This is a genomic window from Pedobacter sp. N23S346 (genome assembly GCF_048515415.1).
Lineage (GTDB): Bacteria > Bacteroidota > Bacteroidia > Sphingobacteriales > Sphingobacteriaceae > Pedobacter.
Genome location: NZ_JBLYEE010000008.1, coordinates 1 through 17,239 on the forward strand (window position 1 = coordinate 1; position 17,239 = coordinate 17,239).

At 36.2% G+C, this 17,239-nt stretch carries 13 protein-coding genes; 11 read left to right on the plus strand and 2 right to left on the minus strand.

Translation table 11 applies throughout. The features are described from left to right. Positions 1–648 precede the first annotated feature (648 nt). The 11 genes from ACN1CD_RS14740 to ACN1CD_RS14790 all read left to right on the plus strand — a co-directional run bounded on the left by ACN1CD_RS14740 (position 649) and on the right by ACN1CD_RS14790 (position 13,084). Positions 649–1,593 (plus strand): outer membrane protein assembly factor BamD, encoded by a 945-nt coding sequence (locus tag ACN1CD_RS14740; protein WP_419131148.1) that lies wholly within the window; start codon positions 649–651, stop codon positions 1,591–1,593. Positions 1,594–1,600: 7 nt separating this feature from the next. Then, entirely contained in the window at positions 1,601–1,927 is a 327-nt protein-coding gene (locus tag ACN1CD_RS14745) for a DNA-directed RNA polymerase subunit omega (RefSeq protein WP_029287811.1), read from the plus strand. Between the two features lie 80 nt (positions 1,928–2,007). Beyond that, positions 2,008–3,204, plus strand: coding sequence for a bifunctional phosphopantothenoylcysteine decarboxylase/phosphopantothenate--cysteine ligase CoaBC (gene coaBC, locus ACN1CD_RS14750; RefSeq protein WP_419131149.1), 1,197 nt, complete (start codon positions 2,008–2,010; stop codon positions 3,202–3,204). After that, positions 3,204–4,091 (plus strand): DUF4835 family protein, encoded by an 888-nt coding sequence (locus ACN1CD_RS14755; protein WP_419131150.1) that lies wholly within the window; start codon positions 3,204–3,206, stop codon positions 4,089–4,091. Before coaBC ends, ACN1CD_RS14755 begins: the two co-directional genes overlap by 1 nt. Before the next feature lie 176 nt (positions 4,092–4,267). Next, complete coding sequence (locus ACN1CD_RS14760) at positions 4,268–4,639, plus strand: BlaI/MecI/CopY family transcriptional regulator (protein WP_419131151.1); 372 nt, start codon at positions 4,268–4,270, stop codon at positions 4,637–4,639. A 121-nt stretch (positions 4,640–4,760) separates the two neighbouring features. Further along, positions 4,761–6,602 carry a M56 family metallopeptidase gene (locus ACN1CD_RS14765; protein WP_419131152.1) on the plus strand — a complete coding sequence of 614 codons (1,842 nt, stop codon included), beginning with the start codon at positions 4,761–4,763 and terminating at the stop codon, positions 6,600–6,602. 101 nt (positions 6,603–6,703) lie between these two features. After that, positions 6,704–8,356: a DNA repair protein RecN gene (recN, locus tag ACN1CD_RS14770; protein WP_419131153.1), complete on the plus strand. Its 1,653-nt coding sequence runs from the start codon at positions 6,704–6,706 to the stop codon at positions 8,354–8,356. Between the two features lie 46 nt (positions 8,357–8,402). Next, positions 8,403–9,626 (plus strand): carboxypeptidase-like regulatory domain-containing protein, encoded by a 1,224-nt coding sequence (locus ACN1CD_RS14775; protein WP_419131154.1) that lies wholly within the window; start codon positions 8,403–8,405, stop codon positions 9,624–9,626. Between the two features lie 73 nt (positions 9,627–9,699). Next, entirely contained in the window at positions 9,700–10,935 is a 1,236-nt protein-coding gene (locus ACN1CD_RS14780) for a carboxypeptidase-like regulatory domain-containing protein (RefSeq protein WP_419131155.1), read from the plus strand. A 168-nt stretch (positions 10,936–11,103) separates the two neighbouring features. Further along, positions 11,104–12,171, plus strand: a complete 1,068-nt coding sequence (locus tag ACN1CD_RS14785) for a PA0069 family radical SAM protein (protein WP_419131156.1) — start codon at positions 11,104–11,106, stop codon at positions 12,169–12,171. Between the two features lie 40 nt (positions 12,172–12,211). After that, a complete protein-coding gene (locus ACN1CD_RS14790; RefSeq protein ID WP_419131157.1) occupies positions 12,212–13,084 on the plus strand; it encodes an ATP-grasp domain-containing protein in 873 nt (290 codons plus the stop codon). 90 nt (positions 13,085–13,174) lie between these two features. On the opposite strand, the gene ACN1CD_RS14795 is transcribed toward ACN1CD_RS14790, so the two are convergent. Continuing rightward, positions 13,175–13,783, minus strand: a complete 609-nt coding sequence (locus ACN1CD_RS14795) for a hypothetical protein (protein ID WP_419131158.1) — start codon at positions 13,781–13,783, stop codon at positions 13,175–13,177. 209 nt (positions 13,784–13,992) lie between these two features. Next, positions 13,993–16,545, minus strand: coding sequence for an ATP-dependent Clp protease ATP-binding subunit (locus ACN1CD_RS14800; protein WP_419131159.1), 2,553 nt, complete (start codon positions 16,543–16,545; stop codon positions 13,993–13,995). Positions 16,546–17,239 lie beyond the last annotated feature (694 nt).

Genomic DNA, 17,239 nt, shown 5'->3' on the forward strand with positions numbered 1-17,239 from the left:
TATATAGAAGTATTTTGCAGCTATATTATAGCGATCGCTATAAACACCCAACAAGGCCAAACCACTGTTTCTTCGTTCTGCGCCTAGACCGGCATGGTCAATTTTTCGGGATGGCACTGACCTAGCTTAACAGCTGACTTTAACAGAAAAATGGTGCAACCATCATGAATGCAATTAAAAATATAAAAACTATATGAACAATTGCGAGCTAGCAACTTTGGGTTTTCACTTGTGTTTATTAGTTATTTTGTGTTCAAGCTAGCTTCGCTGGTCTTTTGGTTGCCAAAAGAAGAGAGTCCGTCCGGCTAGGACAAGATGAGATCATTTAAATAGGCTATTAAAAAAGTGGATCCATTTCATAGCCTAAGGGGTACCTCCCGTTTAGGTATTACAAAAAGAAGGCAATAGTTTATACCTTATATATAGTAGTAGAGGGAGTTAAATTACACAACGATCCAGGTGTGGGTATTCGCAGAACAATTTAAGTCTAGTAACTTAGCGACGCATCAATCATCGGCATTAGAGTAAAGACTAAAATTGATTTTATGTTAAAAATTGTTAACTATATATATGTACTGATTTCCTTTGCATAGCTTAGCGTCGAATTGTTTTTATTGATGTTATCGTATTATTAATTATCTTTGCAGAATGTTTAAAGTTAAACACTTAATTATTTTAGTATTTATTGCCGCATTGGGCTTTGCGGGTTGTAAAAGTCGTTTCGAGAAATTGAAGGCCAGTAACGACGTGGCTAAAAAATACCAGGAAGCGCTTCGCTTATATAACAAAAGGGATTACAGTAAGGCATTGGTGCTTTTTGAAGATCTTTCTCAGAAATACCGTGGCCGCGCCGAAGCAGAAGATTTGAACTATTATTACGCTTATACATTATATAGATTAAGTGACTTTACCACGGCCAGATATCAATTTAAAAGTTTCGCCGATACTTATCCAGCAAGTAAGAATGCTGAAGAGGCTAGATATATGGGCGCTTATTGCTACTATCTGGAGTCACCTAGCTTCTCTCTTGATCAGGAAAATACTTATAAAGCAATCGATGCGCTACAATTATTTATCAACTTATATCCATCAAGTGATAGGGCTGCCGCTGCAGGAAAATACATTACCGATTTAAGGGGAAAACTTGAAGATAAGGCTTTTGAAAACGCAAAAATGTATTTAACAACCGGACCTAGTAATGTAGATAACTACAGAGCTGCCGTTATCGCCCTAAAAAATGCACAACGAGATTACCCGGATATTAAATATGCAGAAGAAATGGACTTTCTGATGATCAGAGCTCAATATCTATATGCTAAAAACAGTTATGTAATCCGCCAAGAGGATCGTTATAATGAGGCACTTTCTTTGTATAATGAATTTACAGAAAATCATCCTGAAAGCAAATTTGCAAAAGATGCAAAACAAGTAAAATCAGATGTTGAAGCAGGAATAGTTGCTACAAAACAAGAACTTGCACTATATGCTGCTGATCAGGAAAAGTACAAACAGATGCTGATCAAAACGAAGAAAGTTAAAGATACGGTTTCTACCAAACCAACTAATGCAGACAATACAGATATTAAAAATTAAGTAACACATGAATACTAACAAACCTGCTGTACCAAATACTACAGTTACCAGAAACGTACACGATTTAGATAAAACTACAGATAATTTATACGAATCTTTAGTTGTTATTGCTAAGAGAGCAAATCAAATTTCGAACAACGTTAAAGAAGAGTTACATGGTAAATTGGCAGAATTTGCATCAAGTAACGATAACTTAGAAGAGATTTTTGAAAATCGTGAGCAAATCGAAATCAGCAAGCACTACGAACGTATGCCTAAGCCTGTTTTGGTTGCTATTGACGAATTTTTGAATGATAAAATTTATCACAGAAATCCTGCTAAAGAACAAAAATAATATTTAGCATGGTGCATGGAGTTTTAAGCAAAGCGTTTTATACATACGCCCCTTGCCCTATGTTTTAAACTCCTTGCTCAATGCTTAAAAATAAAAACATAATCCTTGGCGTTTGCGGTAGCATTGCTGCCTATAAATCGGCGTTTTTAGTCCGGTTATTAGTAAAAGCTGGTGCAAACGTTAAGGTTATTCTTACTCCCGATGGCGCAAATTTCATTACGCCACTTACCCTTGCTACGCTTTCTAAAAACCCCGTTTACACACAGTACTTCGATGAGGAAACTGGTGTTTGGAGCAATCATGTTGAATTAGGCCTTTGGGCAGATTTGATTATCATCGCCCCAATAAGCGCAAATACACTTGCCAAACTGGCTACCGGAATTTGCGATAATTTGCTTACAGCCGTATATCTCTCTGCAAAATGTCCTGTTTATGTTGCGCCTGCGATGGATCTAGACATGTGGAAGCATGAAACTACACAAGGAAACATTAAAAAAATCGAAAGTTTCGGTAATACCATTATTGAACCTGGCGATGGTGAACTAGCTAGTGGCTTATATGGTGCAGGCAGAATGGCTGAGCCAGAAGAAATCATATATTTCCTGAATCATTCGATTAAACAATCGATGCCACTATTTGGGAAGAAAGTAATGGTCACTGCAGGTCCAACTTATGAGGCAATTGATCCCGTTCGTTTTATTGGAAATCACTCCTCAGGTAAAATGGGCTTCGCGTTGGCAGATGAATTGGTAAAACTTGGTGCCGACGTGACACTAATTTCAGGTCCTACTGCACAAAGAGAAAATCAATCTTTACGGCGAATTGATGTAGTAAGTGCACAGGAAATGCTGGATGCATGTTCTACTATATTTCATGAAACGGATATTACCATTATGTGTGCCGCCGTTGCAGACTATCGCCCGAAAGTTGTAGCCAATCAGAAAATCAAAAAACAAGAAAATAACCTGGTACTGGAATTAGAAAAAACTGTTGACATTCTGGCTTCACTTGGGCAAATAAAGAAAATCAATCAAATTTTAGTAGGCTTCGCTTTGGAAACCAATGATGAGGAAAACTATGCTAAAGGAAAACTAGAAAAGAAAAACCTGGATTTAGTGGTGCTCAATTCTCTTAATGATAAAGGAGCGGGTTTTAAATCAGATACCAATAAAATTACTATTTTTAACAAAGCATTGGAACGAACGGTTTTCGAAACAAAACCAAAGGCAGAAGTTGCCAAAGATATTTGTACTGCTATTTTAAAAATTTCAAAATAATGAAAAGGATTGTCTGGATATTATTATTAGTAGGCTTTGGTAAATTACAAGCCCAGGAATTAAACGCCAGGGTTACCTTATTGGCACCGCAGGTTTCTAACATCAGCAAGCCAACTTTAGATGCACTCCAGAGAACTATCCGCGATTTTTTAAGCAATAATAAGTTTAGTACCGAAAACTATAAGCCTACTGAACGGATTGATTGCAGTTTCATTATCACGATAAATTCATGGGATGGTGGATCTGGCTATACCGCTGAAGCACAAATACAAAGCAGTCGGCCGGTGTTTAATAGTTCTTATAACAGCACGTTACTGAACATGAGCGACAAAAACTTTGATTTCAGTTACAATGATGGCGCAACTATCGATTTCTCAGATCAAAACTATATCTCCAATATCAGTGCACTCCTATCCTATTATGCTTATACCATTATCGGCATGGATAAAGATAGCTTCGCCAAAATGGGTGGAACCACTTATTACAAAAAAGCTCAAAACATTATTAACCTCGCACAAGCGTCAGGTAATGCGGGTTGGAAAGCTGCTGATGGTTTAAGAAACCGCTTTTGGTTTAATGAAAATGTATTAAATCCGGTTTTTAGTGAATTGAGGGCTTTTATCTATAGCTATCACCTGAATGGTTTGGATCTACTCACCGACAATGATAAAGGTTTAAAACAAATTGTTGATGCACTGCCTGCCTTACAGCAAATGGATAAGCAAAAATTAGGTTCAATTTTCCCTAACGTATATTTTGCATCGAAGGCAGAAGAAGTAACGAATGTGCTATCGAAACTGAATACACAAGAGCGATTAAAAGCTTATAACATGCTGGCTGAAATAGATCCTGCCAATATTGGTAAGTATGAAGGGTTGAAAAAGTAATCCACTATTACCCTGTACAAAACGCATGCTGGAGTAATTTACTATCTATAAACCTGTCAAAGGCAGCAATACCTATCCCCTTTCCTTTGCTTCAATAAAATAATTTCAAAAATATTTTGATATTACGAATATCTTCGTACATTTGATTACGAAATAATTCGTACAACTCGTAACATATGACTAATCATAACATCAAACCAACAGAAGGTGAAATGGAAATCCTCCAGGTGCTTTGGCAAAAGGGGAACGCAACGGTAAGAGAAGTTCATGAGGCATTGAACAAAAAAGATTCAGGTTATACCACTACTTTAAAACTGATGCAGATTTTGCACGAGAAAGGAATGGTGGAAAGAGATACCAATCAGAAGACGCACATCTATAAAGCAATTGTGAATCAGGATAAAACGGAAAAACACCTGGTTAATAAAATGATTGACAACGTTTTTAATGGCTCAGCCGCACGTTTGGTGATGCAGGCACTAGGAAATCATAAAGCAAGCGCTGATGAAATTGATGAAATTAAAAAGTATTTGGATAGCTTAAAGTAATCAGACGTTTTTCGTTGATCGTTTTTCGTTAGACGTCTATCCTTGATAGTTGATCATATTTTAGGGGAGCAGAGAGTTGATGGTATTCTGAATATAATATTTGTTTAAATAAAACATAAAAATGGAAACTTTAGTACAACAATTTATCAAAGCATTTGGCTGGAGCATTTTAAATTCACTTTGGCAAAGCGCCATCATTTACGGCATTTTATTTATCATCATGCTAATTTTGCCCAAACTTGCTGCAAAACATAGGCATAACCTTGCCTTCTCTGCTATTATACTCATGTTTTTTGTTTTTTGCTATAATCTCGGAGAACAACTGGTGTTAACTAAACCCGTTCATCAATTGCCTGTTACGGCACAACAGATACAGTTCAGTCAATACTTTAAAAATTTGCCTGAAACTTTTAGCAGCAAAGTGGAGCAGTACTTCCCCTTAATTGTAGTTGCCTATATCCTGGGTATTTTTCTTCAATTATTTATCATTGCAAAAGGATATCATCAACTTTCAAAACTCAAAAACGAAAATTTAAGTACCATCCCTGAAGAGTGGAAATTGATCTTCGAAAACATCATCGCTAAATTGGGAATTAAAAAAGTGGTCAGATTTGATCTGTCCTCGCTGGTAAATGTTCCATTGGTAATTGGTTATTTAAAACCTGTTGTATTGTTTCCATTTACATTGGTTAATGAGTTGGATAGTGACCAGGTGGAGGCCATTTTAATTCATGAACTATCTCATATCAGAAGACATGATTTTTTACTTAACCTCATCAAGACGGCCATTGAAACGCTTCTATTCTATAATCCTTTTGTTTGGATGGCGGGAAGATTCATTCACATCGAACGTGAACATGCCTGCGATGACCTGGTGTTAAAAACCACAGGCAAACCTTTAAAATATGCCCATGCCCTACTTAAACTCGAACTGATAAAAGAAAATAAAAGTCCGGCTTATGCCCTGGCAGCCACTGGTAAAACGCAGAATTTGTATCAACGAATCAAACGAATCACTAATATGAAAACAAATTATTTAAACGCCAAACAGCAAATGGCAGCCTTAACATTAGGGGTGGCCTGCATGTTATCCATCGCATGGATTAACCCAAGCGAAAAGAAAAAAGAAATTAAAAAAGCATTAACCAATCAAATGGCGAGCATTAATACTGCTTTTGAAAACTTAACAACTCCTCAGGATACTACTAAAAAACGTAAAACGAAGATTGTTACTATCGATGCAAATGGCAAGAAAACCGAGTACAACTCTATAAGTGAGATGCCTGATAGCCTTAAAAAAAGCATTTACTCAGAAGATTTCGCGGGGATTAGACATCTTTTCAATTTCAGTCATGATAGTTCATTTATCTTTGGTGATTCTACACTACGTGTTAAAATGCAAAAAGAATTCAATTCGCCAGAAGCAAAGGCCAAGTGGAAGAAATTTGGGGATGACTTAGCCAAAGAATATAGCAGTCCACAAGCACAGGCAAAGTGGAAGAAATTTGGCGAAGACGTGGCCAAAGAATATAGCAGTCCGCAAGCGCAGGCAAAATGGAAGAAATTTGGCGAAGACGTAGCCAAAGAATATTCTTCTCCTGAGGCTGAAGCCAAATGGAAAAAGTTTGGCGAAGACATTGCTAAAGAATATTCATCGCCTGAAGCACAAGCCAAATGGAAAAAATTTGGAGAAGATGTCGCGAAAGAATATTCATCGCCAGAGGCACAAGCCAAATGGAGAAAATTGGGTGAAGATAAGGTATTTATAGTGGTTGATGGGGATACGTTGCTTAACGAAAGAAATTCTTCTGTAAAGACAAATAGATCTTTTAACTATACCTATAATAGTTCTAATAATAAGGTAAAAAACTCCGAAGAATACAAAAAGCTAAAAGAAAAGTTCGATAAGGAAGTAAAAGAGCTTAAAGAGAAAATAGAAAAAAGGGAGAAAAGGGAAAATTAATCAACCAAACAAACCATAGTTAAAACAGCGAAGAATATTCTTCGCTGTTTTTGTTTTGAATCGCCTGCTTGAAATAACTTTTTAGTATTTTCGCTGTAGTTATGCTACAAAAACTTTCTATTCGTAATTACGCATTAATCGATAGTCTTGACATTGAATTTGACAAAGGCTTAAACATTATCACGGGGGAAACTGGTGCGGGGAAATCCATTATTCTTGGCGCACTTTCGCTTATCCTTGGCCAGCGGGCAGAAAGCAAATATTTTTTCAGTCAGGATAAAAAATGTGTTATAGAAGGGAACTTTATTTTAGCTGATGAAAATCTTCGTGAAACTTTTGAATCCTACGATCTCGATTTCTCTAACGAAACAATTCTGCGCAGAGAAATATCTATTGATGGCAAAACACGTTCATTTATTAATGATACTCCTGTAAATCTTTCCATTTTAAAGCAAATAGGTGAAAGGTTGATAGATATTCATTCGCAACATGCCACTCAGGAAATTAACGATGCTGATTTTCAGTTATTGATTGTAGATTCTCTATCCAGCCATCATAATTTATTGTTCGATTACCGCAGCGGGTTTAAAAAACTAAAGCAAGAAAGCAATAGCCTGAAAAAATTTATTGATGATGCAAATGAAGCAAAAAGTAAACAGGATTATGAGCAATACCTATTTAATGAGTTAGAACAAGCAAATATCAAAGATAACGAACAAGAAGAACTGGAGCAGGAATTGGAACGCCTAACCCATGCTGAAACAATTAAAAGGGCCTTACTCACTGCTGCCGGATTATTAAATGAAGGTGAACCCTCAGCATTGCAAATTCTTAAAGAAACGGCTTTACAGTTACAGGGAGTTGAAAAGTTTGATCCTTTGATTAATACTTTATATGAACGCTTAAGGTCTTCGATCATTGAAATTAAAGACATTTCTGATGAACTTTCTGCTATGGAAGAAAATACTTTGCATAGCGCAGATCGTATAGATATCATTAACCAGCGATTAGATCTATTTTATTCACTACAACAAAAACACCGGGTGGCTAATAATGGTGAATTATTGGAAATTCAATCTCAATTGGAGCGCAATCTTAATCAGCTTTTGTCATCTGATGAAAATATAGAAAAACTTCAAAAGCAAATCGACCAACTGAAAAAAGATTTACAAAAGCAGGCGGAGCAGTTAAGTAGTAATAGGAAAAACGCGATCAAAGTTGTAGAGGAACAAACAAGTGCTACTTTAAAAAGAGTGGGTATGCCAAATGCGAAATTGGTTTTAGCGCAAAAAACTTTAGGAGATTTAAATAAGGATGGTTTGGATGAAATCAATTTATTATTCACAGCAAATGCTGGTCAGGCACCTGCACCAGTAACTAAAGTTGCTTCCGGAGGTGAACTTTCCCGCCTGATGCTGGCCATAAAAGCACTTTTAGCAAAACATACTTCACTCCCAACCATTATTTTTGATGAAATTGATACAGGAATTTCCGGAGAAACAGCTTTAAAAGTTGGCGAAGTGATTTCTGATTTAGGCGAAAACATGCAGGTAATTTCGATCACGCATTTACCTCAAATCGCGGCAAAAGGAAAATCTCACTATTTTGTTTATAAGAACGACGAAAAAGGTAAAACAACAACGGGGATTCGAAAACTTAAGCAAGAAGAAAGAATAGGCATAATTGCAGAGATGTTAAGCGGTAAAAACCCGGGCATTTCTGCTATAGATAACGCAAAAGAACTTTTAGGATAAAGCAGGCTGGATTTGTTATTTTAAAACTAAAACATTAGTTTTAAATATGAAATTAATTTTTGCTTTTCTTTTCCTGTTATTCGCATCACTGACTTGTTCTAGTCAACAGTTTACCCTATCAGGGACAGTTAAAGATGGTCGAGGTGAAGCACTTCCAGGAGCTGGGATTTATGTAAGTGGTTATCAGATTGCAACAGTTTCAGATAACGATGGTAAGTTCAGTTTAAGATTAAAGCCAGGCAATTATGATCTTCTGGTTCAATTAATTGGTTTCACAGCACTAAATAAAAATATTGTGATTGCCGATAAATCGCTCAGCATTGATTTTATTTTAAAGGAAAGTATTACCCAATTAGCTGAAGTAACCATCAAGCCCGATCCAGACCGTGAACATTATATTAACATGTTCAAGGATTTCTTTATCGGTACAACGCCTAATGCAAAACAATGCAAGCTGATAAATCCGAATGTGCTACTTGTTGATTACGACAAAGATGAATCGGTATTAACCGTTAAAACCAATCAGTTCCTAATTATCGAAAACAAAGCTTTAGGTTACCGTATAAAATATTTATTAAATGTTTTTCAGTTTGACAGTAAATCACGCATTATTTATTATGAGGGTTTTCCGTACTTCGAAGATCTAAAAGGCTCTTCACGGCAAAAAAAGAATTGGGAAAAGAGGCGTTTAATGGCTTATCTTGGTTCTCCACAACACTTTTTCAAGTCACTTTATCAACAAAAAGCAACCGAAGAAGGCTTTGTGATTAATAAACTGGTGATGCAGCCGAATATCAACAGACCATCCGACAGCCTCATCAAAGCAAATATCAATCGCCTTTCTAAAACAAAGTTAAATACGGGAAGAACAATTTACATCGACAATAACGATTCACTAACCTATTGGGTGAGGAAAAAAAATCAACCTGCAGAAATAGCAGTCTTGAGCAGAGCGAATATTTTACAGGATACATTGGTAAAAACAGTAAACTCCAGCATCAAAAAAATAGATTTTACAGATAAACTGTTCATCTCTTACACTAAAGAAAAGGAAAATCCATTGTTTAGTAATAGTATTGGTTTATCTATACCGAGGCCATTAGATATGGGAGATAATCAGGTTTCTACGGTTACTTTGCAGGTTAGCCCTGTTTATTTTTATGAAAATGGAGGTATTTACAATACCAGGAGTATGTTATTTGCTGGATATTGGGCCTGGGAAAAGATTGCCGATAATGTACCGATGGATTACATCCCGACTTTACCATAATTTTAACGACTAAAAATGTTAAAATAGTTAACTGGCATTTACAATATTATTGCTTTTGTTTACATTCGTTGCTATGATCAAAAGTCTGCTGGCTTCCTTAATATTCTTCTTTGCTTTTACCAATGTTATTGCTCAGAATACGTTTTCGATTAGCGGAATTGTGCGAGATAAGAAGGACGGTTTACCTGGCGCAAGTATTTATTTGAGTGGCTACAAAATTGCTACGGTAGCAGATAATGATGGAAAGTTTAAACTTTCAAATTTGAAACCCGGAAGTTATGATTTATTGGTTCAGATTGTAGGTTACCTCCCCTACTCTAAAAGTGTGATTATCGCTGATCAATCGGTACAGGTTGATTTAGTTTTGAAAGAAAATGTAGCTCAGCTTGATGAGGTAACGGTTCGGGCAGATCCAAACAGGCAGAAATACATTAACCAGTTTAAAGAATTTTTTATTGGTAAAACGCCAAATGCATTACAATGCAAAATCCTCAATCCGCAGGTGTTAAATGTTGATTTCGATATCACAAAAAGTACACTGACAGTTTCGACAACGGAATTTTTAGTGGTGGAAAATAAAGCTTTAGGTTATCGCTTAAAGTACATGCTGGATCATTTCGAGTTCAATTCCCGCACGCACATCATTTATTATTCGGGTCACCCTTTCTTCGAAGAACTCAAAGCATCTGCAGCTAAAAAGAAAAAATATATCGCCGCCAGGGAGATTGCTTACTATGGTTCTTCGCAACATTTCTTCAGGTCGTTGTATGCCAATAAAACAAAAGAGGAAGGGTTTATCATCAATAAAATGGTTAAAATACCAAATCCTAACCGCTATCCGGAATACCTGATTAATGCCAATTTGGAGAAGTTAAAAACACTGCCGGGAAAAACTGGGGTGAGGAAAACTGCTGGAAAAATTGATACAGCCTTGCTTTCATTTTGGACCAAACAGATGGAAATGCCCCGTACAATTGATAAGTTTTCCAGGGCAGAAGTATTGACTGATACACTGGTTCATGATTTTAACCAGAACTTAAAATACATCAGCTATACCGACGCATTGCTGATCCAATACACAAAAGAGAAAGAATCACTGGCCTACTCAAATACGGGTTTCTGGATTTTCAGACCATTGGATGTGCCAGAGAATGAAATTTCAGTGGCCAATTTAATGGGAGAAGGTGTACGATTTTATGAAAACGGTGGCATTTATGATTCACGTTCATTACTTTTTGAAGGTTATTGGGCATATGAAAAGGTGGCAGATATGGTGCCTATGGATTATGTACCGCTGCCGAGGAAATAAAATTGATGTAAGATGGATGATGGGAAGACGGATAATGTGAAAATTGATGATGAATAATGGAATTGGATTAGTGAAAAATGTATTAAACACATTATGCTTCTAAATATTGTTGAAAAGTAGTCTTCACTCCCAAGCTTTAATTACTAAAAATATTAGTAATTTTAATTTATGTCTGGTGAAGAAGAAAAACAATATTTTAAGGGAAGAGGTGCTCAGGTAAATCCACATAACAAATTTTTAAAAGATGTTTATGTAAAGGAGCATGATGAAGGAATTGACGATTGGGAGGAGACCGATCATAAAACATCATTCATCTTCGAAAACTCAAAAACCATTGTAAACAAAGTTGATAGTCCGGATGTTGGCATGGCTTATTCCTTAAATCCATATCAGGGCTGCGAGCATGGCTGTACATATTGTTATGCCAGAAATTCGCATCAATACTGGGGCTATAATGCAGGATTAGCGTTTGAGCAAAAAATAATTGTAAAGCAAGATGCGCCTTCCCTATTTAAAAAATTTCTGGAAAAGAAAGGATGGGATGCTTCAACTATATCCTTATCTGGCAATACAGATTGCTATCAACCCGCAGAACGCAAGTTTAAACTAACCAGACAGTTGTTAGAAATTGCCATGGAGTATAAACAACCCATAGGCATGATTACCAAAAATTCTTTGATTTTAAGAGACCAGGATATCCTGCAGGAAATGGCGAAACTAGATCTTTGTATGGTCTATGTATCAATCAACAGCCTGAATGAAGATTTACGACAGGTGATGGAACCGAGAACAACCACTGCAAAACAACGATTAAAAATAGTAGAACAATTGAGTAAAGCCGGAATTCCAGTTGGTGTAATGGTTGCACCATTGATCCCTGGATTGAGTGATCATGAAATCCCCAAAATACTCAAATGCGTGGCAGATGCTGGCGCAGTGAAAGCTGGCTATACCGTGGTGAGGCTAAACGGCGCAATTGCACAAATATTTGAAGACTGGCTACGTAAAAATTTTCCCGATCGTTTTGATAAAGTCTGGCACATGATACAAAGCTGCCACAGCGGAAATGTAAATGACAGCAGGTTTGGAGACCGGATGCGTGGCGATGGAAATATTGCAAAGATGATTAGAGATAGTTTTAAACTGCATTCCAGGTTAAATGGCTTAAATACAAATGAAATTATTTTAAATCATTCTTTATTCAAAGTACCTAGCGATCAGATGTCTTTATTTTAGATTTATTTGCTGCTTAATTGAATAAAACTTAGTTTTAGAAATGAATATTGCTTTAGTTACCTATCATGATCAAGGTGCTTATGACAGTGAAACCGTTGAAAGTGAAGATCAGCGGCTGCTGATATTTTTACAGGAAAAAGGTTTACAGATTAAGATGGTGATCTGGAACGACCCAGAGGTGAATTGGGAAGATTATCAACTCGCTATACTTAAATCTCCATGGGATTATTTCGATTTAATCAATGACTTTCATCAATGGTTAAATCATTTGGAAGAGAAAAAAGTAAGGTTGCTGAATCCGATTGATATAGTTCGGTGGAACACAGATAAGCAATACCTGAAAGAAATCGAAGCCGCTGGATTAGACATTACACCATGTTCTTTTATCAAAAAAAATGAAAAGGTAAATCTCAACGACTTTTTCAACATTTATCATACGGATAAACTCATTGCTAAACCCTGCATAAGTGGAGGGGCGAAAAACACGTTTAAGGTTACAGCGGAGAATATTGAGGAAGTAAATGAAAAATTAAGCCTACTTGTTCAGGATGAAAATTTTATTATTCAACCATTTTTACCTGAGATTGTGGAGAACGGGGAATGGTCGTTTATTTTCTTCAATGGTGTTTACAGCCACTGCCTGATTAAAAAAGCTAAAGATGGCGATTTTAGGGTGCAGCCTGCACATGGTGGATCAGTTCATCCACAACATCCTGATCAGTCTTCTATTACAACTGCATCAGAATATGTTGACCGATTTGCCAAAAATTGCCTTTATGCAAGGGTTGATGGAACATTTGTTAAAGGTAAATTCTTATTAATGGAGCTTGAGTTAATAGAACCGTTTTTATTTCTCAATACGGATCCTTTAAACTACGAACGATATTACATTGCCCTCAAGACATTAATGTAATTTCATATGTAAAATTGAGCGAATATGCTAAATAGAAGCAACCAATGTATCGTCTTCGAATGGAAACGAACACCTAACCTGATTAAGTAATTATTTACCCAGTTGAAATTGTGTTTCTTTTACCACGATCTGGCTGAAAAATTGCCAGTCGATATGAGGCTGTTTCCATTTTGCCAACTCATTTTCTATGGATACTTGATCTATATTGCTTTTGACCAGGTCATTAATTTCAGCGATTGTAGATTTTAAACTTTTTAAAACAGAGAAAAAATGTCGGTCGTTATTAAATGCTACTCGCCTATCTTTTTCACCAGATAAATATTCGAAATTTGAACTTTCACTATAGGCAAACTGCATTTTATCGAGTACCATCAAGCGTTCATTAATAATATTTAGAGCCACTTTAGATAAAGGAATATCCGCTATTGCTACGATTTTTTTATTTTCGATTTTGAAACTCAAACCTTCAATGTCTACGGTATGTGATCCTGCCTGATTAAAAATATATTTGGATTTAGGAAGATTCAGCGTTTGAATTTCGCGTGACTTAATGAGCGTCTTATTAAAATTGATGCGGGCATCAACTAATTTTTTGATGTTGACATTGGCATCAGCAATAGTAACTAAGTTATTTTGTGCGTTAACATATGTTGAAATACTTAACGATGATATGAGTAGAAGAGCGAATTTGGTTCTCATAGCGCAAATCTAACCTTAAAAAATTACATAACCTCTATTATTGTATGTTCAAGAATACACATTTATGAGGATTTCAACAATTTCATATTGATAAAAATCAACAATTGATAACTTCTCACTTGTTACCGCAGCTATCACTATCTATAATTTATCGCAAAACGATTTAAATGGATAAAAAAAACTCCCGATTTCCATCGGGAGTTTTTAAATTATTTACTTGAAGAATCTTCTTCTTTTTTAGGCTCTTCTTTCTTCTTTTCGCCTTTTCTATGATTTATTGAAATCAATTCGGTTTCTTTTTCATAATCGATTTCCAATACATCACCATCAGATAATTCACCTTTCAGAATTTCTTCTGCAATCGGATCTTCTAAGTATTTTTGGATCGCTCTCTTCAACGGACGAGCACCAAAGTTACTGTCGAAACCTTTCTCAGCAATATATTCTTTAGCATTTTCAGTTAATGCAATTTCATAACCTAAGCTATGAACACGACCGAATAAAGCTTTCAATTCAATATCGATAATTCTGAAAATCTCCTCTTTACCTAAGCTATTGAATACCACTACATCATCAACACGATTTAAAAACTCTGGAGCAAACGCACGTTTTAAAGCACCTTCAATTACACCACGGCTGTGAGATTCTGCCTGATTTGTTTTCGCTGTAGTAGAGAAACCAACCCCTTGACCGAAATCTTTTAACTGACGGGCACCGATGTTTGAAGTCATGATGATGATTGTATTTCTAAAATCAACCTTACGGCCTAAACTATCTGTTAATTGTCCTTCGTCTAAAACCTGCAATAGAATATTGAATACATCCGGATGCGCTTTCTCAATCTCATCCAACAAGATCACAGCATAAGGTTTTCTTCTAACTTTCTCGGTTAACTGTCCACCCTCTTCGTAACCAACATATCCCGGAGGCGCACCCACTAAACGTGAAACTGCAAATTTCTCCATGTATTCACTCATGTCGATTTGAATTAGTGAATCATCACTATCAAACATGAAACGAGCCAATTCTTTTGCTAATTCTGTTTTACCAACACCAGTCGGGCCTAAGAATATAAATGAACCAATTGGTTTTTTAGGATCTTTTAATCCTGCTCTTGTGCGTTGGATCGCTTTTGTTAATTTTTTGATTGCATCGTCCTGGCCAATGATTTTTTCAGCCACTTTATCAAACATGTTCAAAAGCTTCTGGCTATCCGTCTGCCCAACACGTTGAACTGGAATACCAGTCATCATGGCCACAACCTCAGCTACATTATCTTCTGATACTTCGTAACGTTTAGTCTTGGTTTCTGCTTCCCACTCTGCTTTTGCTTTATCTAATTCTTCAATTAAATTTTTCTCCGTGTCGCGTAGTTTTGCTGCTTCCTCATACTTCTGACTACGAACAACCTTGTTTTTCTCTAACTTGATATCTTCAATTTTAGCTTCAATATCAATAATGTTTTGAGGAACATGAATATTCGTTAAGTGAACTCGGGATCCAGCTTCATCTAAAGCATCAATCGCCTTATCTGGCAAGAAACGATCTGAAATATAGCGGGAAGTTAAGCTAACACAAGCCAAAATTGCTTCATCTGTATAAGTTACACCATGGTGTTCTTCATACTTATCCTTAATCCTAGTTAAAATTTCTACAGTTTCATCTGGTGTAGCCGGTTCAACCATTACCTTCTGGAAACGACGGTCTAAAGCACCATCTTTCTCTATATACTGGCGGTATTCATCTAAAGTGGTCGCACCAATACATTGAATTTCTCCTCTGGCCAAAGCAGGTTTAAACATATTCGATGCATCTAACGATCCTGATGCACCACCAGCTCCTACGATGGTATGAATCTCATCAATGAATAAAATCACATCTGTAGATTTTTCTAGTTCGTTCATTACCGCCTTCATACGCTCTTCGAACTGACCGCGATATTTCGTACCTGCAACTAAAGATGCTAAATCTAATGTAACCACACGTTTACCAAAAAGCACACGTGAAACTTTACGCTGAACAATACGTAAGGCTAAACCCTCTGCAATGGCAGATTTACCAACACCTGGCTCTCCGATTAAAATCGGATTGTTTTTCTTCCTACGAGATAAAATCTGCGAAACACGCTCAATTTCTTTCTCACGTCCAACAATTGGATCTAGACGACCTTCTTCTGCAGCCTTTGTTAAATCGCGACCGAAATTATCTAAAACCGGTGTTTTTGATTTAATGTCAGAAACCTTTTTAGGGGTGCTAAAGCTTTCCTCTTCACGATAATCATCATCGCCACCAGTTGATGCACTGTTGGAAATATCATCTCTGAAACCATTTTTATTCACTTCTACCTCCTGTTTAAAAACATCGTAAGTAACGCCGTATTGCAATAAAATTTGTGAGGCGATATTATCATCATCTCTCAAAACGGATAACAATAAATGCTCGGTACCAATTAAATCACTTTTAAATATTTTAGCTTCTAAGTAAGTAATCTTTAAAACTTTTTCTGCTTGTTTCGTTAGCGGAATATTACCTAAATTAACTGTAACGCTCGAAGTACCGCGAACAGCATCTTCAATTGAGCGGCGCAATTTACCGGTATCAACTCCTAACGATCTTAAAATTTTGATAGCCATACCATCGCCTTCGCGGATGAGGCCCAATAATAAATGCTCGGTTCCAATGTAATCATGCCCTAAACGGAGAGCTTCCTCCCTACTAAAAGAGATTACATCTTTAACCTGTGGTGAAAATTTTGCTTCCATAATACCTTTCTTAACAGCTACGTCCCTAAACTATAAAATTAATTATAAAAAGAGATAGTACCGTTTTCTTTATTTTATCAACAATTGCGCCATGTGGGTAGATAAACAGCCTTTTGAACCATCGCTACCCTAAAAATTTATGTAAGAATATAGTGGCTGTAAATATGCTTATCCTGATATATATCTACGTAATATCTATTTTAAAGGTTTTAAAAGTGCTTTTGAATTTGGCACTTCAACTACATTTAATTTTTGTCGGTTTAGTGTAAGGATTTTTCTATTGAATAAAACTGACAAATTGTATCTTATAATCTATGCAATTTACAAGTTTTGACAGAAAAACAAAGGGATTGTGACATCCTTTTATAACTAAACAAAGAAATTTATAGTTGATTTAAAAAAGTAGTTCCATTTTAGATCGCAATACTGAAATAACCTTGCCTTAAAGCTTTTTGTTTCAGGAATTTTGTTGATGAAGTGATTAATGTGAATGTCATTGTTGGACAAGGAATAATCCTTAATAAAAAAGATTTATTTTGTCCTGACCGGACGGGCTCATTTTCTTTTGACACCAAAGACCAGCAGAGCTAGCTTGAAGACAAAATAACTAATAAACACATGTGAAAACACAAAAGTGCCGGCTCGCAATTATTCATCTAGTTCATATGTTTTTAAAAGTATTCATGAGGGCTGC